The 19,348-nt window shown below is 35.9% G+C and carries 17 protein-coding genes; 10 read left to right on the top strand and 7 right to left on the bottom strand.

Features of this window, described 5'->3' with window-relative positions:
* Positions 1 to 68: 68 nt before the first annotated feature.
* Both PYW32_RS11980 and PYW32_RS11985 read right to left on the bottom strand, forming a co-directional pair.
* Positions 69 to 2,177, bottom strand: coding sequence for a heavy metal translocating P-type ATPase (locus PYW32_RS11980; RefSeq protein WP_016174047.1), 2,109 nt, complete (start codon positions 2,175 to 2,177; stop codon positions 69 to 71).
* Positions 2,170 to 2,535, bottom strand: coding sequence for an ArsR/SmtB family transcription factor (locus tag PYW32_RS11985; protein WP_016174046.1), 366 nt, complete (start codon positions 2,533 to 2,535; stop codon positions 2,170 to 2,172). Before PYW32_RS11985 ends, PYW32_RS11980 begins: the two co-directional genes overlap by 8 nt.
* A gap of 253 nt (positions 2,536 to 2,788) precedes the next feature.
* Between PYW32_RS11985 and PYW32_RS11990 the strand changes: the two genes are divergently transcribed.
* The 4 genes from PYW32_RS11990 to PYW32_RS12005 all read left to right on the top strand — a co-directional run bounded on the left by PYW32_RS11990 (position 2,789) and on the right by PYW32_RS12005 (position 5,818).
* The gene (locus PYW32_RS11990; protein WP_016174045.1) at positions 2,789 to 3,382 is read left to right on the top strand and encodes a recombinase family protein; all 594 of its coding nucleotides are present in this window, start codon (positions 2,789 to 2,791) and stop codon (positions 3,380 to 3,382) included.
* Complete coding sequence (locus tag PYW32_RS11995) at positions 3,354 to 4,652, top strand: TnsB C-terminal domain-containing protein (RefSeq protein WP_016174044.1); 1,299 nt, start codon at positions 3,354 to 3,356, stop codon at positions 4,650 to 4,652. The genes PYW32_RS11990 and PYW32_RS11995 overlap by 29 nt, the downstream gene beginning before the upstream one ends.
* Positions 4,653 to 4,773: 121 nt before the next feature.
* A complete protein-coding gene (locus tag PYW32_RS12000; RefSeq protein WP_016174043.1) occupies positions 4,774 to 5,592 on the top strand; it encodes an AAA family ATPase in 819 nt (272 codons plus the stop codon).
* Between the two features lie 7 nt (positions 5,593 to 5,599).
* On the top strand, positions 5,600 to 5,818 hold the full coding sequence (locus PYW32_RS12005) for a hypothetical protein (protein ID WP_016174042.1): 219 nt from the start codon (positions 5,600 to 5,602) through the stop codon (positions 5,816 to 5,818).
* Between the two features lie 30 nt (positions 5,819 to 5,848).
* Here PYW32_RS12005 and adhE read toward each other — a convergent pair whose 3' ends face one another.
* Positions 5,849 to 8,443 (bottom strand): bifunctional acetaldehyde-CoA/alcohol dehydrogenase, encoded by a 2,595-nt coding sequence (gene adhE, locus PYW32_RS12010; RefSeq protein ID WP_016174041.1) that lies wholly within the window; start codon positions 8,441 to 8,443, stop codon positions 5,849 to 5,851.
* 232 nt (positions 8,444 to 8,675) lie between these two features.
* Between adhE and PYW32_RS12015 the strand changes: the two genes are divergently transcribed.
* Positions 8,676 to 8,867: a hypothetical protein gene (locus PYW32_RS12015; RefSeq protein ID WP_016174040.1), complete on the top strand. Its 192-nt coding sequence runs from the start codon at positions 8,676 to 8,678 to the stop codon at positions 8,865 to 8,867.
* 44 nt (positions 8,868 to 8,911) lie between these two features.
* Here the strand turns inward: PYW32_RS12015 and yajC are convergent, their stop codons facing one another.
* Positions 8,912 to 9,208, bottom strand: a complete 297-nt coding sequence (yajC, locus tag PYW32_RS12020) for a preprotein translocase subunit YajC (protein ID WP_016174039.1) — start codon at positions 9,206 to 9,208, stop codon at positions 8,912 to 8,914.
* Between the two features lie 69 nt (positions 9,209 to 9,277).
* Positions 9,278 to 10,423, bottom strand: a complete 1,146-nt coding sequence (tgt, locus tag PYW32_RS12025) for a tRNA guanosine(34) transglycosylase Tgt (RefSeq protein ID WP_016174038.1) — start codon at positions 10,421 to 10,423, stop codon at positions 9,278 to 9,280.
* A gap of 171 nt (positions 10,424 to 10,594) precedes the next feature.
* On the opposite strand from tgt, the gene PYW32_RS12030 reads away from it, so the two are divergent.
* Positions 10,595 to 11,290 carry a DUF975 family protein gene (locus tag PYW32_RS12030; RefSeq protein ID WP_016174037.1) on the top strand — a complete coding sequence of 232 codons (696 nt, stop codon included), beginning with the start codon at positions 10,595 to 10,597 and terminating at the stop codon, positions 11,288 to 11,290.
* 66 nt (positions 11,291 to 11,356) lie between these two features.
* Here PYW32_RS12030 and PYW32_RS12035 read toward each other — a convergent pair whose 3' ends face one another.
* Together PYW32_RS12035 and queA are read right to left on the bottom strand one after the other, a co-directional pair.
* Positions 11,357 to 13,987 (bottom strand): cation-translocating P-type ATPase, encoded by a 2,631-nt coding sequence (locus PYW32_RS12035; protein ID WP_016174036.1) that lies wholly within the window; start codon positions 13,985 to 13,987, stop codon positions 11,357 to 11,359.
* Positions 13,988 to 14,526: 539 nt separating this feature from the next.
* Positions 14,527 to 15,558 carry a tRNA preQ1(34) S-adenosylmethionine ribosyltransferase-isomerase QueA gene (gene queA / locus PYW32_RS12040; RefSeq protein WP_016174035.1) on the bottom strand — a complete coding sequence of 344 codons (1,032 nt, stop codon included), beginning with the start codon at positions 15,556 to 15,558 and terminating at the stop codon, positions 14,527 to 14,529.
* A gap of 285 nt (positions 15,559 to 15,843) precedes the next feature.
* Between queA and PYW32_RS12045 the strand changes: the two genes are divergently transcribed.
* The 4 genes from PYW32_RS12045 to PYW32_RS12060 are packed head-to-tail and all read left to right on the top strand — an operon-like array spanning position 15,844 to position 19,250.
* Positions 15,844 to 17,019 carry a betaine/proline/choline family ABC transporter ATP-binding protein gene (locus tag PYW32_RS12045; RefSeq protein ID WP_016174034.1) on the top strand — a complete coding sequence of 392 codons (1,176 nt, stop codon included), beginning with the start codon at positions 15,844 to 15,846 and terminating at the stop codon, positions 17,017 to 17,019.
* 4 nt (positions 17,020 to 17,023) lie between these two features.
* The gene (locus tag PYW32_RS12050; protein WP_016174033.1) at positions 17,024 to 17,662 is read left to right on the top strand and encodes an ABC transporter permease; all 639 of its coding nucleotides are present in this window, start codon (positions 17,024 to 17,026) and stop codon (positions 17,660 to 17,662) included.
* Complete coding sequence (locus PYW32_RS12055) at positions 17,662 to 18,585, top strand: osmoprotectant ABC transporter substrate-binding protein (protein WP_016174032.1); 924 nt, start codon at positions 17,662 to 17,664, stop codon at positions 18,583 to 18,585. The genes PYW32_RS12050 and PYW32_RS12055 overlap by 1 nt, the downstream gene beginning before the upstream one ends.
* Complete coding sequence (locus PYW32_RS12060; protein ID WP_016174031.1) at positions 18,582 to 19,250, top strand: ABC transporter permease; 669 nt, start codon at positions 18,582 to 18,584, stop codon at positions 19,248 to 19,250. Before PYW32_RS12055 ends, PYW32_RS12060 begins: the two co-directional genes overlap by 4 nt.
* The last annotated feature ends 98 nt before the right edge of the window (positions 19,251 to 19,348 follow it).

Genomic DNA, 19,348 nt, shown 5'->3' on the forward strand with positions numbered 1-19,348 from the left:
TATTTGGCAATGTATAAATAAATAAATGGCACTTTCTATTTTACATAGAAAGAACCATTTATTTTTTGCTATTTAATTTTCATTAACCGTAATCCATTTAAAGTAACGAATATAGTAGCTCCCATATCTGCTACAATAGCTAGCCATAATGTTAACCAACCTGGAATAATAAGTAGCAAAGCTAATAATTTTAACACTAAAGATAACGTAATGTTCTGTTTAATAATACTCAATGTTTTTCGACTAAGGCGAATCAAGAATGGTAATTTTTCTAAATCATCACCCATTAAAGCGATATCTGCAGTCTCTAAAGCTGTATCTGTTCCAGTACCACCCATTGAAATACCAACACTTGCTGCCGCGAGTGCAGGAGCGTCATTAACACCATCACCAATCATAGCTACTTTTAAATAGTCATTTTTAAGTGATTTGATGTAGTCTAACTTATCTTGTGGCATTAAATCACCTTTTATATCAGTTACACCAACCTCTTGTCCGATTGCTTGAGCTGTATGTTGATTATCACCAGTCAACATAATTGTATGTTTAATTCCTGCTTGATGTAGCTGTGTGATAACGGACTGACTTGTTTCTCTCAATTTATCAGCAACAGCAATAATAGCAAGTATTTCTGTTGAAGTTCCAAAAATCATAGCTGTTTTACCTTCTTTTTGGAGTAGCTCATATTGAGCTTTAAGACTTTCACTTTGATTAAGTTCTGTATTGAATAGTTTTGAACTTCCTATTAAATAGGTAACACCATCAATGTCTGCTTGAACACCTTTTCCAGTAATAGAAGTGAAATTATCAATATTTATATGATCTATTGATAATTTTTTATGACTTAACTCTTTCAGAATGGCTGAAGCTAAGGGGTGTTGAGAATATGATTCTAAAGCAGCTATTTTCATAAAATTATCTGATTCTTTAGAAGTATTGACTGATATATAATCAGTTACAGCAGGCTCACCTTCAGTTAAGGTACCAGTTTTGTCGAAAGCTATCGCTTGAAGCCCACCAACTTCTTCTAAGTAAATACCGCCTTTAATCAAAACGCCATTTTTAGCAGCATTACTAATTGCTGACACGATAGAAACAGGTGTTGAGATAACTAAGGAACATGGACAGCCTACAACAAGTAAAGATAATCCTTGATATAGCCAAGTATTCCAATCTCCGTTGAAAAATAGAGGAGGGATTACTACTACTAATAGTGCAATCAGCATAATGGCAGGAGTGTAGTATTTAGCAAACTTATCAACAAAAGCCTGTGCTGGTGCACGTTCGTCTTGTGCTTCTTCTACTAAATGAATAATCTTAGCAATTGTTGAGTCTGTGACTAACTTGGTTACTTTAACTTCTAATAAACCTTCCTCGTTTAAAGTTCCTGCAAAAACTTCGTCATCAACTTTTTTTTCTATTGGAACTGACTCACCAGTGATAGCTGCTTGGTTAACTGATGAACGGCCAGTTACAATTACACCATCCATTGCAATCTTTTGCCCAGGTTTAATAATCATAATATCATTTACTTTTATCTCATTAACGTGAATTAATTCCTCAACACCATCACGGATAACCAAAGCTTCTTTAGGAGCGATATCCATTAATGAGCGAATAGATTGTCTAGCTTTGTCCATTGAAAATTTTTCTAAGGCTTCACTAACGGCGAATAGAATAACCACAATAGACCCTTCAGACCATTGACCTATTATAGATGCTCCGATAATAGCTATTGTCATCAAAGCCTGCATTGAAAAATTAAGTTTCAACAAGTCTGTTATGCCTTCTTTGAATAAACTAAAACCACCAATCAAGATAGCTGTAACATATAAACCAATTGTTACAGGTGCTGTTTCACCATAAAAACTCTGGTAAATAAAAGCACTTATAATTAATATAAGTGAAACAATTAATGGCCAATTCTCTATAATTTTATTCCTTTTGATATCTTCGTTATTTGTTTTAACAACTGATTCATCAATTATTCTTAGCTTTTCAAATGCTCCTGCTTTTTCAATTTCTTCAATCGAAACGTCACCTACGACAGATATTTTCCCAACACTAAAGCTTACTTTAGCATCTGTTACTTCAGGTAGTTCTTTAACGTTTTTTTCAAATTTAGCAGAACAATCGGGACAACTAAGCCCCTCTACTCTGTATTCTTTACTAGGCATGAATTTCAACTCCTTTATTTAAGGTCATTCCAAACTCAATAATATCTACAAGGTCCCTATTTTTTAGTCGGTAGTACAATAATTTACCTTCTTTTCTAGAATCAACTGCACCAATTTTTTTTAATTGTTGTAAATGATGGGATGTATTAGCAATAGTCGCATTTAAAATATTAGCCAAATCGCAAACACAAAGTTCCTCTTTAATTGTTAAACTTTTTAATATTTTTAACCTTTTTTCATCAGCAATTAGTTTTAATTGAGTTAACAAAATACTAAAATCTTTAGTTTCTAATTCTTGCTTACAATCATTTACATCTTCAACATGGATTAAATCAACATCACAAATTCCTTTGTTCATATTAAACACCTCATTCAAATTTATATTTGAACATATAGTAACGTAATTCAAATTGATAGTCAAGTTTATACTTGAATAATAAATGTCCAGTAAATCGTGATTTACTGGACACTTATTTTTTTATATAATTTTCTTCTTTATTTTTGATTTATTATGTCAATAAACCCATTACTTTATCTATGTTCATTTAATATGATAGGTATAAGTTATGTTACAATAAAACCAATAAATAAAACGAAGGAGTGGATAATTTTTGAAAATTGGGTATGCGAGAGTCTCAACCGGTTTACAAAATTTAGATTTACAAGAAGACAGTTTAACTTCTGAGGGCTGTAAAAAAATTTTTACTGACAAAATGAGTGGTGCTAAAAGTAAAAGACCAGGATTAGAAAGTGCGATGGAGTTTGCAAGAGAAGGAGACACTATTGTTGTTTGGCGATTAGACCGTCTAGGTAGGAATATGCAAGATTTAATTACTATTGTAAATCAACTAAATGATAGAGGTGTTAGTTTTTATAGTATTCAAGAAAATATTACTATGGATAAATCCAGTTCAACAGGTCAATTGATGTTTCATTTGTTTGCAGCCTTTGCTGAATTTGAAAGAAATTTAATTCTTGAACGTTCAGCAGCTGGTCGAGAAGCGGCTAGAGCAAGAGGTCGGTTTGGTGGACGCCCTGAAAAATTAACCAAACAAGATTTAGACTTATTAAAAACATTAGTGGATAACGGAACTCCTATTAAGACAATTGCTGAGAAATGGAACGTCTCTAGAACAACGATTTATCGTTACCTCAATAAGATGGAGGAAGATAACAATGACAGAAAGGAAAAAGACACTAACTAATTTTACTGAAGAGCAAAGAAACGAAGCAATAAAAAAATATGAAATAATTAAACCATATATCAAGAATCAAAAGGAATTGACTGATGTTTCTCAAGAAACTGGTATTCCGCTTAGAACTCTTTACAGATGGTCAAAACAGTATAATTCGTTGGGGTTAGTTGGTTTAATTCGAAAAAATCGTATTGATAAAGGAACTATTCGTATCTCTGATGAGACTAAACAATTAATTCAACAACTATATCTCAGTAATAAAAAAATGAGTATCGCTACGATTCATAGAAAAATAATCAAGGAACATAAAATTGACTCATTAAGCTATTACCAAGTATATAAAGTCATTAAAACTATAGAGCCCTCTTTAGTTTATTTGGTGCATAAAGGGAGTAAAAAATACGATGAAACCTATGACTTAATTCATATTCGTGAAGCTAATCGAGCAAACGAAATATGGCAAGCAGACCATACATTGTTAGATATTGAGATTCTTGATGAAAAAAATGTAGTAAATCGACCATGGTTAACTATTATTTTAGATGAGTTTAGCCGAAGTGTGGTTGGTTACAATTTATCTTTTAATGTTCCTAGTGCTATTCAAACATCTTTAACGCTACATCAAGCGATATGGCAAAAGAAAGACCAACGTTGGCCAGTATGTGGCATTCCTGAAAATTTTTATACAGATCATGGCAGTGATTTTACTTCTAAACACTTGGAGCAAGTTACAATAGATTTGAGAATAAACTTGATTTTTTCAAGAATCGGAGTACCCAGAGGTAGAGGTAAAATTGAACGATTTTTCCTAACGGTTAATCAATTATTATTAGAAAGTTTACCTGGTTATATCGGTAATAAAAATGCTAGTAATTTATTAACGATTGAAGAATTTAAAGACAAGTTACATTATTTTCTTATTGAAGATTATAATCATAAAATTCATTCTTCATTAAGAGTAACACCTATTGAAAAATGGAATAGCGATATATTTCTACCTAACATGCCCGATAGTTTAGAAACACTAGACATGCTATTACTTGAATCTTCAAAAACTAGAAAAGTACATTCTGACGGTATCCACTTTCAAGGGATTCGTTATACTAATCCCAACCTGACTGCCTATGTAGGAGAATCTGTATTGATTCGGTATAATCCATCTGATTTAGTAGAGATTAGAATTTATTACAAAAACGAATTTCTTTGTAATGCTATTTCACCAGAACTATCTAGTTACTCAGTAGACTTACAAGATTTAGTTTCTGCTAGAAGTAAATGAAAGAGAAATTTGAAGAAACAAATCCAATCACTAAGTTCTATTGATATTTTAGTACAAGAAAAAGAATTAAATACTCAACAAGACAAACAAAAAAATAAGTCAAAACTAAAGAGGTACTACAATGAATAACTCAAAAAAATTTATTGAAACTAAAGAGTATCGTCGTTTTGAAGAATTTTGTAACGCTTGTATAGAATATAAATACATTGGTATTTGTTATGGAGCACCTGGTGTTGGAAAAACTCTTTCATCAAGATACTATGCTAACTGGGATATAATTCAACGGCAAATAAGTTATAAATATGCAGATAAAATTGCAGAAAAAGTAACTGAAGATATATTAAAGTCAAATACTATCTTTTACACAGCCCCAGCTGAAAAACCTAGTAGAATTGGTTCATTGATCGATACTGTATGTTACCATCATAGTATAACCAGAGAAATGTATTTAGTTAGAACAAATAAAAAAACAGAATCTGAAGTTTATAAGAATATGAATAGTTATAAGCATGTTGATTTAATTATTGTCGATGAAATTGACCGTTTGAAATTACAACAGCTAGAGCAGTTAAGGAGCATCTACGATGAGAATGATTTAGCTATGATTTTTATTGGTATGCCAGGTATTGAAAAAAGACTATCTCGTTATCCTCAATTATATTCAAGGATTGGATTTGCTCATGAATTTGATAATTTGAGTAAAGACGAAACTCATCATATTTTAGAGTATAAATGGAGTGATTTAGGAATTGATTTAAAATTAGAAGATTTTTCTGATTATGAGGCTATTACTACTATCATAAAGATAACTAAGGGTAATTTCAGATTAATTCATCGACTGTTTGCTCAAATTGATAGGATACTAAAGATTAATAATTTAGATGTTATAACAGTTGATGTAGTTGAAGCTGCAAAAGACAGTTTAGTAATTGGTATATAAATAAAGAATGGCAATTTCTATTAGTTTAGAGAATGCCATTTATTTATTGAAATATTGCCAAATAAAACCAAAATTGACAAACTTTGGGATTGCTCTTGGCTCAGCAGCAGGCAGTTTATTAGTAAAACATGTAGGATTAAACAGTGTCGGTCCTGGGGGTGCAATTTTTACAGTCATAACACTTATTTTATTACTTCTATTGATTCGTAGCACGAAAAAAAGATAGCCGTTTTTTACAGCGACTATCTTTTTTATTTTACGCGTTATATGCATCAATAATAATTTGTTTCAATTCAGAAATTAGTGGTTCTTTTGGATTTGCTGTTGTACATTGATCTTCGTAAGCTAATTCTGCCATACGATCAACTGTTGTATCTAATGTTTCTTGAGTAACACCTTGTGCTTTCAAGTTCATTTCAATACCCAAGCTAGTTCCTAAATCAGCGACTGCCGTTGCCAGTGCCTCAACTAATTCTTCGGTTGTTTCACCTTTTAGGCCTAAGAATTTCGCAATATCAGCGTAATCTTGATCCGCACGGAAGTAATCATATTTAGGGAACATCGCATGTTTTTGTGGATCTTTTGCATTGTAACGAATAATGTGTGGCAACAAGATAGCATTGGTACGTCCATGTGGAATACCATACTCCCCACCAATTTTATGCGCTATTGAGTGACAAATCCCTAAGAATGCATTGGCAAAGGCCATTCCTGCCATAGTTGAAGCATTATGCATTTTTTCACGAGATTCCATGTCTGGTGTTTTGGTTGATTTTTCTAAGTTTTCAAAGACTAGTTTAATCGCTTGTAAACTTAAACCACGTGTGTAATCAGAAGCCATCACTGAAACGTATGACTCAATCGCATGCGTCAATACGTCCATTCCAGTGTCTGCTGTCACTGATGCTGGTACAGATAATACAAATTGTGGGTCAATGATTGCCACATCTGGTGTTAACGCATAGTCAGCTAATGGATATTTCACATGCGTTTCGCTATCAGTAATAACCGCAAACGGTGTTACTTCTGAACCTGTTCCTGATGTTGTTGGAATACATACAAATTGTGTTTTTTCTGGTTTATCAATTTTGTACGTACGTTTGCGAATGTCTAAGAATTTTTGTTTGGCACCAAAGAATGATGTGTCTGGGTGTTCATAGAACATCCACATCCCTTTTGCCGCGTCCATCGCTGAACCACCACCTAGTGCAATCACTGTATCTGGTTTAAAATCAACCATCATTTCTGTTCCTTTGTAAACAGTATTCGTTGAAGGGTTTGGTTCAACATCAGAGAAGATTTCAATTTGCACTGGATTTTTACGACGAGCTAAGACTTCACGAACTGTATCTGCATAGCCGAATTGAACCATTCCTGGATCACAAACAATCATGACACGTTCAATATTTTCCATTTTTTCTAGATATAAAAGAGAATTTTTTTCAAAATAGATTTTTGATGGTAATTTGAACCATTGCATATTATTTCTCCGTTTCGCCAAAGTTTTCACGTTGATTAAGTTCACAGCTGATACGTTACGAGAAACAGAATTTTTACCGTAAGAACCGCAACCTAATGTTAGTGATGGAATCATTTCGTTATAAATGTTACCAATCCCACCTTCTGCTGATGGTGTATTTACTAAAATACGACAAGCTTTCATGCGTAAACCAAAACGTACTTGTAAGTTTTCATCTTCAGAATGAATCACTGCTGTATGTCCCAATCCACCTAAATTCAACATTGCTTCACATAAATCTAATCCGTGATCGGTATTTTTCGCTTTAATCATCGCCAATACTGGAGATAATTTTTCACGAGACAATGGATAGTCTGCGCCTACACCTTCTAATTCAGCGATTAACATTTTTGTTCCTGCTGGTACTTTAATTCCTGCTAATTCAGCAATTTCGATTGCTGAATGTCCAACAATCGCTGGGTTTACTGCATATTTTCCTTCGTTCATCACGGCATCTTCTAGTTTTTGTAATTCACTTGGTTTTACAAAGTATACTTGATGTGCTTGGAATTCTGCTTTAACAGCTGCATAAATTTCACGGTCAACAATCACTGCTTGTTCAGATGCACAAATCATCCCATTATCAAATGTTTTTGAAACGATTAAGTCATTTACAGCACGTTTGATTTTTGCTGTTTTTTCAATATAGGCTGGTACGTTACCCGGTCCAACACCTAATGCTGGTTTACCAGTTGAGTAGGCTGATTTCACCATGCCAGCACCACCTGTTGCTAATACAATCGCAATTCCCGGATGATTCATTAAGCCTTGGGTTGCTTCAATTGATGGATGTTCAATCCATTGTATACAGTTTTCAGGAGCACCCGCTGCAACGGCTGCATCGCGCACCACACGCGCTGCTTCCGCAGAACATTTTTGCGCACTTGGATGGAAGGCAAAAACGATTGGGTTACGTGTTTTCAAAGCAATCATTGCTTTAAAGATAGTGGTTGATGTTGGATTGGTTGTTGGTGTTACCCCACAAACAACACCCACTGGTTCAGCAATTTCAATGATTCCTTTTTGTTTATCTTCATTAATAATGCCTACTGTTTTATCATGTTTGATATTATTCCAAATATATTCAGAAGCATACATATTTTTAATTGCTTTGTCTTCATAAACTCCGCGACCAGTTTCTTCAACTGCCATTTTTGCTAAAGGCATGTGTTGGTTTAACGCAGCCATTGCCATTTCATGCACAATGTGGTCAACTTTTTCTTGATCAAAATTTTCCATTTCTTTCAAAGCGACATTTGCTTTCACTGCCAAATCGTCAATCATCACTGATACATCAATAGTTCCAACTTCTTTTTCTACTGTCTTAGCCATGGTAATCCTCCTAAAGATTATCTACTTTTTATTGTTAACTATTTCACATATAGAATGATACACGATTATTTTAGATTTGTAAAGAGTTTTAGTGATATTTTTCACAATTAATTTTAAAAAAATTTTTTTGAACATTTTTATCACTTTACTACCAACATTTCAAATCTCACGTTATACTGATAACAGCGAAATATTTCACTCAAGAAAACGTGGTAGAAAGAGGTTTGTCATAGTGTATAAAAAACGTCAAATAGCACTTGGGATTTTAGCTTTCATTATCTTCTGCACCTTATTTGCTTTCACACGACATTTACGTCGTCCCCCTGCTTCAATCATGCAAGATGCCTTTCAATTATTGCTTTATCTTTTTTTATTTGTCGTCGAAGGGTTGGTTTTATACATTGCCTTACGCAAAAGGAAATAAAATACCGCAAGAGAATGTCTATCAGATTCTCTTGCGGTATTGTTTTAGTCTTCTTTTGTTTCTTCAACGATTGTTACTTCTTCAGAAACTGATGGGGCTTGAACCGTACGAATTGATGCACGATCAAACTCTAAGTAAATCCCGTCACAATCAATTTCTACCGTATTTTTTGTTTCATTAATCGCTGAAATAACACCGTGTAAACCACCGATTGTTACTACACGACTACCAATTTGCATACTGTCTAATAAACTTTGACGTTGTTGCTGTTGTTTCTTTTGAGAACGTTGCATGAAAAACAACATTGCCGCAATCGGTAAAATCATAATAAGCATTTCCATTTTTTTCACCTCAATATTTTAAGCTTCCTTTTTTACTTTAGCAGATGCGCTTTAAATTCACTAGCTTTTTTAGAAATTCTTTGCGTTTTCCTTATTAAATCCATACTCTTCAAAGAAGTGTTGACGGAATTCTAGTAAATTATCATCCATAATAGCTTGACGAACTTGTTTCATCATATTCAATAAGAAATACAAATTATGATAAGACGTCAAACGAATACCAAATGTTTCGTCACATTTAATTAAATGACGAATATAGGCTCTTGAATAGTTACGGCAAGTGTAACAATCACAATTTTCATCAATTGGACGATAATCACGTGCAAATTGTGCATTTTTAACGACTAAACGACCTTTTGAAGTCATACATGTCCCATTACGTGCAATTCGTGTCGGTAACACGCAATCAAACATATCAATCCCACGAATGACACCATCGATTAGTGAATCTGGTGTACCGACACCCATCAAGTAGCGAGGTTTGTTTTCTGGAATTAATGGTGTCGTAAATTCTAAGACGCGATTCATCTCCGCTTTAGGCTCACCAACAGATAATCCACCAATAGAATATCCCGGGAAATCCATACTAATTAAATCATGTGCGCTTTGGCGACGTAAATCTTCAAAACCGGCACCTTGAATAATCCCAAATAATCCTTGACGATCAGGATTGGCATGGGCTTTTAGACCACGCTCCGCCCAACGTGATGTTCTTTCAACAGAACTTTTCACATAATCATAACTTTCATCAAATGGTGGACACTCATCAAAACTCATCATAATATCTGAGCCTAATTTATTTTGAATATCAATCGCTTTTTCTGGCGATAAAAATAAAGGGGAACCGTTTAAATGATTTTTAAAATGAACTCCTTCTTCAACAATGTTACGCATATCCGCAAGTGAGAAAACTTGGAAACCACCCGAATCAGTTAAAATTGGTTGATCCCAGTTCATAAACTTGTGTAAACCGCCCGCTTCAGCGACGATATCTTCTCCTGGACGTAACCACAAGTGATACGTATTACTTAAAATAACTCCTGCACCCATTGCTTTTAACTCTTCAGGAGCAATTGTTTTAACTGTCGCAAGTGTTCCAACTGGCATAAACATAGGTGTTGGAAACGTTCCGTGTGGAGTGATCAATTCTCCTAAACGCGCTCCAGTATATTTCTCTTTTTTGATCAATCGATAACGAATGGCAGGTTCCGACATTCATTTCCCTACTTTCTTTAGTTAATAAATACCTCTCTCCATCATAAATCGTAGGGGGGCATTTTGCAACTCTGGAGGAGCAAAGGAGCTTTTTTACCGTTTCTTTTTTCTTAACGTTATTTTTTTGTTACACTGACAATGTACCATATATTATTGAAAGGAGACGATAAGATGAAAACAAATGCTGAATTAAAAATGGAAGCGAAACAAATGCTTCAAGGACGCTGGAAAGAAAGTGTTTTAATGTGCGTGATTCCGACGTTAATCGCTATTTTAAGTGTCATTGTCATCGCTATCTTAATGATTCCGGTGTTAGTTATTACACAAGATTTTCCAAGCTATGTTGATGGTTCAATGACATCTACTGGAGATTCTAGCGGTGGTTCTGGTGGCGGATTTGTCAGTGGCTTAATCGGTACTTACTTCACTGTTGCTATCGGTTGGACATTTTTAGATGTCTTTCGTGGACGTAAAGTAATGATTGAACCATTCAGAGATATTTTCCGTAGCTTCCGTTCCCCTTATGCGTTATCTGTTTTAGTCGTGTATCTTTTAACAACGATTTTCACAACGTTGTGGTCATTATTACTTGTGATTCCAGGTATCATCAAATATTATTCTTACTCACAAGCCTACATGATTTATTACGATACAGTTGAAGAGACTGGCGAACGACCAGGGTATTTAGATACCATCACTGCTAGTCGTCGTTTAATGGACGGCTACAAAGGACAGTTGTTCTTATTAGATTTAAGCTTTATCGGTTGGCATCTCTTAGCCATTGCAACATTAGGGATTGGTTATTTATGGTTAACGCCATATATCGAAGCAACTAAAGCAGCATTTTATAACAATTTACCGAAATAAGTAAAAACCACGGATTCGCTAACTACTCGAATCCGTGGTTTTTTATTTGTTACTATTCTAAACAAATTAATCTTCTTCTGGTAATTTATGGAACTTAATCATTTCGTTAACAAATACTGGTACAAATGATAACGCAATGGCTAACATCCAATGATTCAAACCAACAGGAACTAAGTTAAATAGTTCTTGGGTGAATGGTAATAACGCAATGACAGTCGTGATGATAATCGCTAGTACAGCCATTTCAAATAACGATTTATTTGAAGATATTTTTACTTGGAAAATCGATTTTTCACTGCGCACGTTAAAGACGTGGATAATTGATGAATAAGCTAAGATCAAGAAAGCGACTGTTTGTCCTACTTCATGACTAGCACTTACCCAAGGGCTTACGCCATCAACAAATGCGCCTAAATAGAAACCAAATAACGTAACAATTGTAAAGACTAATGAGTTAATACCAATTTTTTGCCATAAACCACGAGCAAAGATACTTTCTTTTGGTGAAATCGGTGTTTCATCCATAATGCCATCTGTTGCTGGTTCTTTTCCTAAAGCAAATCCTGGCAATCCATCGGCAACTACGTTAACAAACAATAATTGTACCGCTGTAAATGGGGCACCCCATCCAAGTAACATCGCAATTAATACAATGAAAATCTCAGAAATATTACAACTTAACAAGAAATTCACGGCCTTACGAATATTTTGATATACTGTACGACCTTGTTCTACAGCATCAACAATCGTGGCAAAGTTATCATCGGTTAATACTATATCGGCAGCACCTTTAGCCACATCAGTTCCGGTAATCCCCATCGCACAACCTACATCACTCGCTTTTAAGGCAGGTGCATCATTGACACCATCACCGGTCATCGCTACGGTTGCACCGGTACGTTGCCATGATTGGACAATCCGAATTTTATCTTCTGGTGTCACACGTGCATACACAGAATACTCTTTTACATTACGGTCTAAGTCTTCTTCTGACATTTCACGTAATTGCGCACCTGTTAACGCTTTGTCGCCTTTTTGTAAGATACCTAATTCTTTGGCAATCGCACTAGCAGTGACAACGTGGTCACCAGTAATCATCACTGTTTTAATGCCAGCTTTTTTCGCACGCGCAATTGCGGCTTTACTTTCTGGACGTGGTGGATCAATCATTCCGATTAAACCAACTAGTTTCAACTCACGCTCTAAAAATTCAGAGGTCATTTCAGTTGGTTCTTCATCATACACGCGGTAACCCACAGCAATAACACGTAACGCTTTTTTACCAAAACGGTCGTTAACAACCGTTGCTTGATCTAAATCACCAAAACGGAAAAGTGGTAATAAAACATCAAAAGCGCCTTTGGTAACTGAGATATATTTTTTCCCACGTTTATGAACAGTTGTCATCATTTTACGTGTTGAATCAAACGGAATTTCACCAATTCTTGGGAATTCTTCGCGTAATTCTTTTTGTGAATGGTAATTTTCTTGAATTGAACGAACAATCGCAATTTCAGTTGGATTACCAATATAGTTTAGTTCATCTTTTTCTTGTTCAATTACAACATCGGTACATAAAGCAGCAATTTTCAAGACTTCCATGGCTTCTTCCGTCATCGCATCTTCGGTATCGACAACTTCATCTCCATGTGCCCAAACACGACGAACAGTCATTTTGTTTTGGGTCAATGTTCCAGTTTTATCTGAACAAATAACACTCGCTGAACCCAATGTTTCTACGGCTGGCAAACGACGAATAATCGCATTTTTCTTCGCCATTTTTTGGACACCAAATGCCAATGCTAAGGTAACAATAACCATTAATGTTTCTGGTACTGCGGCAACTGCTAAAGAAACCGAAGTCATAAACATATCCAATAATGGTTCACCTTGCATGTATCCTAAACCAAAGACAATCGCTGCAGCAACTAAAGCAATCAAACTGATACGTTTTCCTAAACTATTCAAACGTGCTTGTAATGGTGTTATTTGGTTAGTACTTTCATTTAGTAAACCAGCAATTTTACCCATTTCTGTTTGCATGCCTGTCGCAGTAACAATTGCTTGTCCACGTCCATTAACCACTGTACAACCTTTAAATAACATGTTGATTTGGTCACCTAAGTTTTCATCTTGTATCGCCACAAAATCAACTTCTTTTTCGACAGGTTCACTTTCACCAGTCAATGCAGATTCTTCCACACGTAATTGTGACCCTTTAATAATGCGGGCATCGGCAACGATCATTGAACCATTTTCGATAACTAACGTATCACCAACAACGACTTCTTCGGCGTCAATCTCTAACAATTGACCTCCTCGAATAACTAAAGCCGTCTGTTTATTCATGTCTTGCAAGGCGGCTAATGCTTTTTCAGCATTTCCTTCTTGAACAATTGCTAATACTGAGTTGATAATAACGATGGCAATAATTAAAATTCCTTCAAATAAATCACCGTGATCTGTGGCTACGGCAGTATAAAATGAAATGGCTGCTGCGACTAATAAGACAATTGTCGTAAAGTCAGACAGACTATGTAAAATTTTCTTCACCATCGACTCTTTTGGTGCTTCTTCAAAACGATTACGTCCGTCTTTTTCCAAACGCTCAGATGCTTGTTGTTGTGTTAACCCATCTTGACTTGTCGCTTGTAACTCCTGACGAACCTCTTCTATAGTTTTTTTGTATGCTTCCATTAAACCCCTCCTTTGCGTATATATCTACTGTAACATGAACTTTTCCTATTGTGCAACATTCAACTTAGGTTATCCAAAACTATTAAATAATTTTTCAAATTCATCATAAAAAATGAATAGAGTCTCGGTATTTTTTTGATTTTTATCTATATCCTCTTCACAATTTCTTCTTATTTCCATGATAAAATGCTTTATATTTGTAAACACTAACATTTTATGGTATCCTTTGAGTGTAAGGAAGGTGCGTTACTTGTTGAGTCGGTTCACAATAAATAACAGCACAACAAAAAGTTGTCACAGTTACAAGTTTCACCTAGTATTTTGAAAGTAAACGTAATGAATGTTTCAACGCTACACCCTTCTTTTATAGAAGAGCATGAACCCCATTGTAACAAAACTTGCTAAAAAATTAGTGTTGAGTTTGTATTTCCAGACAAGATTTTTGTTCCATGTACCACGCATAATGACTCAACAAAGCCTTCCAAAGTAAAAGACGATTGCCACGTAAATTGTGGCAATCGTTTTTTTGTTTATTGGAATTACTTAACAAACATTGCATCACCAAAACTAAAGAAACGGTAACGTTCTTCCACTGCGTGTTGGTAGGCAGCTAACGTTTGTTCGCGCCCAGCAAAGGCACTCACGAGCATCACCAGTGTTGATTTTGGCAAATGGAAATTAGTTGAAAAAGCATCGACTACTTTAAATTCATATCCTGGAGTAATAAAAATACTTGTCCATCCACTATCCGCTTGAATGGCACCATCAAATTTTGTTCCAATGGTTTCCAATGTTCGAATGGATGTCGTACCAACTGCGACAATGCGTCCACCATTGGCTTTGACTTGATTTAATTTTTCAGCAGCCTCTTCGGTCAAACGATAAAATTCACTGTGCATTTCATGTTCCGCAATATTGTCAACGCTCACTGGACGAAATGTTCCTAGACCAACGTGGAGTGTTAAGAAAACCAACTCAATTCCTTTGGCTTGAATTTTTTCCAATAATTCTTCAGTAAAATGTAAACCGGCTGTTGGTGCTGCCGCTGAGCCGTTTTCTTTGGCATACACCGTTTGATAACGATCAGGATCTTCCAAACGTTCTTTGATGTATGGCGGTAGTGGCATTTCACCTAATGATTCTAAGATTTCCAAGAAAATACCATCGTAGCTAAATTCAATAATACGACCACCATGAGTTAATTCTTCTTTCACGGTTGCTTTCAAGCGACCATCACCAAATGAAATTTCTGTGCCTATTTTAGCGCGTTTCGCTGGTTTGATTAGGGTTTCCCATGTATCGCCCTCTGTATTGTTTAACAATAAAATCTCTAAATGCGCACCTGTTTCGACTTTTTCACCGTATAAACGTGCGGGTAATACGCGGGTGTCATTCATCACTAGCGCATCGCCTTCGTTTAATTCATCGATGATATCATAAAAATGTTTGTCTTCCATGTTTCCAGTTTTTGAATCTAAGACAAGTAAACGTGAACTTGTACGATCCGTTAAAGGAGTTTGTGCAATTAATTCTTCTGGTAACTCAAAATCAAAATCTTCCGTTGTTAGCATGTTCTTCACTCTTTCTTTCTCAATCTGCCTACTCATTTTAGCACTTTTTTTCAAAAAGTTTCAAAAAAATGGATTTCTCCTGTTTATTTTCTTAGAAAACATCAGTTATCCTTACAGGTACAAGGGATAGCGCATTTGGTCTTTGATGTGAAACATTTTGATTTTCGCTCGTTTCCCGCCTATTTGACAACGTTCTCAATATATTATTGTTTGTATTTTTCGACAATTTTGTTCATACTATTACTAACAGGTACACTAAAAATAAATAATTTGAGGTGAAAATCAATGATTGAGTTTCAACATGTATCAAAAATTTATAAAGGTGGAAAAGTTGCTGTCGAAGATATTCATTTATCATTTGAGAAAGGCGAATTCATTTGCTTTATCGGAACCAGCGGAAGTGGGAAAACAACTTCCATGCGGATGATTAATCGAATGACTGAACCAACAAAAGGAAAAATTCTCATCGATGGACAGGATATTCAAAAAATGAACCCTGTCGAATTGCGCCGTAAAATCGGTTATGTCATTCAAAGTATTGGCTTAATGCCGCATATGACGATTCGCGAAAACATCACGCTAGTTCCTAAATTACTCAAAGTTTCTCAAGACGAACGGAACGCAATTGCTGAACGAATGATTGATTTAGTAGAATTACCCCGAGAAATGCTCGATCGGTATCCCCATGAATTATCAGGTGGACAACAACAGCGAATTGGTGTCGTACGTGCCTTAGCAGCCGATCAAGACATTATTTTAATGGATGAACCATTTGGTGCCCTTGACCCGATTACACGTGATTCATTACAAGATTTAGTCAAGGATTTGCAAGAACGTTTAGGGAAAACGATTGTATTCGTGACCCATGATATGGACGAAGCGTTAAAACTTTCTAGTCGCATTGCGATTATGAGCGAAGGTAAAGTCATTCAATTTGATACTCCTTCAAACATCTTGAAACATCCGGCAAATACATTTGTTGAAGAATTAATCGGTGAAGACCGTCTCTTACAAGCCAAACCAGATACGACACCGGTTAGTGAAGTCATGCTAAAAACAGCCGTTACCATTACGCCAGAGAAATCCTTGCAAGAAGCGATTAAACTAATGCGTGAAAAACGCGTAGATACCCTACTAGTAACAGATAATCAACACATTTTAAAAGGTTATATTGATATCGAATCAATTACCCAACACCGTGGCAACTCCAGTAGTGTCGGCGATATTTTAAAAACTGATGTCTTTTTCGTTAAAGAAACTGCTTTATTGCGTAATACGTTACGCCGTATTTTAACGCGTGGTTTAAAATATGTACCGGTTGTCGATGACAAGCAACGTGTCGTTGGTATTTTAACCCGTGCCTCTTTAGTAGACATTGTCTACGACGTTCTTTGGGGAGAAGAACAATCGATTATAGAAGCAGTTGAGGCATTCAATCCTGAAGAAATAAAGGGGGTCTAGTCTGATGCAAGCGTTCTTTTCAGAATATGGTTCTCAATTAATTTCAAATATTTTACAACACATTTTAATTTCATTTTCAGCGCTCTTTTTAGGAGCAGTTGTCGCGATTCCTTTAGGGGTTCTTTTAACACGCACCCCTAAAATTGCTAGCATCGTGATTGGAATTACCAGTGCACTACAAACAATTCCATCTCTGGCGCTGTTAACACTAATGATTCCTTTTCTTGGCGTCGGTGTTGCTCCAGCAATTGTCGCGTTGTTTATTTATTCTCTATTGCCAATTTTACGTAACACGTATATTGGGATGAAAAATGTCGATCCGAGTTATTTAGATGTTTCTAAAGGGATGGGCATGACGAATCTTCAATCAATTCTCAGTGTTGAAGTGCCTATTGCATTACCAACGATTATGGCTGGCGTTCGTTTAGCTGCGGTTTATGTTATTGCTTGGGCAACACTAGCTTCTTATATCGGAGCTGGCGGTTTAGGAGTCTTGATTTTTAGCGGTTTAGATAATTATCAACCACCACTTATTTTCGCTGGGACAATTCCAGTTATCCTACTGGCGATTATTTCCGATTATCTTTTAGGAAAACTTGAAGATAAATTAACTCCATCTGCATTAAAGGAGGAGAATGAATAATGAATAAGTTGAAACAACTACTCGTACTGTTTGGTGGATTATTTCTTTTTGCGGGTTGTTCATTTCCAGGTCTCGCTTCCAATTCCAGTGAAGATACGATTGCCATTACTGGTGGTATCACTACCGAATCACAGATTTTAGGTAGTTTAGTGGCGGGTATGATTGAACATTATACAGACAAAGAAACCACTATTATTAATAATCTAGGAACCACCAATATCACGCATCAAGCGATGCTTCGTGGAGATGCAGACATTGCTTCTGCCCGATATACAGGAACAGATTTAACGACAACCTTGTTATTAGAACCTACGAAAGATCCTCAAGAAGCCTTAGAAATTGTTACAAAAGAATTTAAAGAGCGCTATAATCAAGTCTGGTTCCCGTCTTACGGCTTTGATAATACCTATGTTTTCTTAGTTCGCAAAGATACGGCAGAAAAATACGGATTGAAAAAAGTCAGTGATTTAAAAGATATTGCCAATGAATTGGTCGTAGGCGCTGACAGAGCGTGGATGACGCGTGAAGGTGATGGATATGACGGTTTTAAAGAAGCCTATGGTTTTGAATTTTCTTCCATTTTGCCAATGCAAATCGGGCTCGTTTATGATGCTGTTGATGCTCATCGGATGGACGTGGTATTAGGCTATTCCACTGATGGACGAATCGCAAGTTATGATTTAGTGATGCTAGAAGACGATTTACAGTTCTTCCCACCTTATGATGCCTCACCCGTTGTCAGTCAAAAAGTTTTAGATGACACCCCTGGATTAGAAGATGCCATCAAACGTTTAGCCGGAACAATTGATACGACAAAGATGCAAGAATTAAATTATGAATCGGATAATAATTTAGTCGAACCTTCCATTGTTGCGGAACGCTTTTTAGAAGAACATCATTACTTTGAGGAGGATGCGCAATGAATATGAACGAAATGAATCTACTGCAACAATTTTTCTATTACTTTCAAGAAAATGGCAGTTATGTCTTTGCTCAATTTTTGCGCCACTTCTTGATTTCCATTTATGGGGTACTCTTTGCTGCAATTGTAGGGATTCCAATTGGAATTATGATTTCTCGTCGAAAAAAATTAGCGGATTGGGTCATTCGAATTGCCAATATCATTCAAACGATTCCAGCGTTAGCGATGGTTTCGATTTTGATGTTTGGTTTTGGTTTAGGTGTGAACGTGGTCATTGTGACCGTCTTCTTGTACTCACTCTTACCAATTATCAAAAATACGTACACTGGGATGATTCAAGTCGATCGTAACGCCTTAGATGTCGGAAAAGGGATGGGTATGACGGCGTGGCAACGTTTGTACATGATTGAGTTACCTTTATCCGTTTCTGTCATTATGGCTGGTATTCGGAACGCGTTAGTTGTCGCCATCGGAATTACCGCTATCGGAACCTTCGTAGGTGCGGGTGGTCTTGGTGATATTATCGTTCGTGGGACAAACGCGACAGATGGGGCTGCGATTATCCTCGCCGGCGCCTTACCGACAGCCGTGATGTCGATTTTTACCGATTGGTTCTTAGGATTGATTGAACGACGCTTAGATCCAGCCAGTCGGACTAGTAAATAAGAGTTGATACTATTCCATCCAGTGAATGAATAATAAAAAAACATGATAAATTAGTAAGTTTAAAAATTTACTAGATTTATCATGTTTTATTTATAATT

The organism is Enterococcus saccharolyticus subsp. saccharolyticus (assembly GCF_029023825.1).
Taxonomy (GTDB): Bacteria; Bacillota; Bacilli; order Lactobacillales; family Enterococcaceae; genus Enterococcus_F; species Enterococcus_F saccharolyticus.

Coding starts and splice junctions, on each gene's coding strand:
- PYW32_RS11985 (WP_016174046.1), bottom strand. CDS start 2,535: ATGAACAAAGGAATTTGTGATGTTGATTTAATCCATGTTGAAGATGTA.
- adhE (WP_016174041.1), bottom strand. CDS start 8,443: ATGGCTAAGACAGTAGAAAAAGAAGTTGGAACTATTGATGTATCAGTG.
- PYW32_RS11995 (WP_016174044.1), top strand. CDS start 3,354: ATGACAGAAAGGAAAAAGACACTAACTAATTTTACTGAAGAGCAAAGA.
- PYW32_RS12055 (WP_016174032.1), top strand. CDS start 17,662: ATGAATAAGTTGAAACAACTACTCGTACTGTTTGGTGGATTATTTCTT.
- PYW32_RS12035 (WP_016174036.1), bottom strand. CDS start 13,987: ATGGAAGCATACAAAAAAACTATAGAAGAGGTTCGTCAGGAGTTACAA.
- queA (WP_016174035.1), bottom strand. CDS start 15,558: ATGCTAACAACGGAAGATTTTGATTTTGAGTTACCAGAAGAATTAATT.
- tgt (WP_016174038.1), bottom strand. CDS start 10,423: ATGTCGGAACCTGCCATTCGTTATCGATTGATCAAAAAAGAGAAATAT.
- PYW32_RS12000 (WP_016174043.1), top strand. CDS start 4,774: ATGAATAACTCAAAAAAATTTATTGAAACTAAAGAGTATCGTCGTTTT.
- PYW32_RS12045 (WP_016174034.1), top strand. CDS start 15,844: ATGATTGAGTTTCAACATGTATCAAAAATTTATAAAGGTGGAAAAGTT.
- PYW32_RS12005 (WP_016174042.1), top strand. CDS start 5,600: ATGGCAATTTCTATTAGTTTAGAGAATGCCATTTATTTATTGAAATAT.
- PYW32_RS11980 (WP_016174047.1), bottom strand. CDS start 2,177: ATGCCTAGTAAAGAATACAGAGTAGAGGGGCTTAGTTGTCCCGATTGT.
- PYW32_RS12030 (WP_016174037.1), top strand. CDS start 10,595: ATGAAAACAAATGCTGAATTAAAAATGGAAGCGAAACAAATGCTTCAA.
- PYW32_RS12050 (WP_016174033.1), top strand. CDS start 17,024: ATGCAAGCGTTCTTTTCAGAATATGGTTCTCAATTAATTTCAAATATT.
- PYW32_RS12060 (WP_016174031.1), top strand. CDS start 18,582: ATGAATATGAACGAAATGAATCTACTGCAACAATTTTTCTATTACTTT.
- yajC (WP_016174039.1), bottom strand. CDS start 9,208: ATGGAAATGCTTATTATGATTTTACCGATTGCGGCAATGTTGTTTTTC.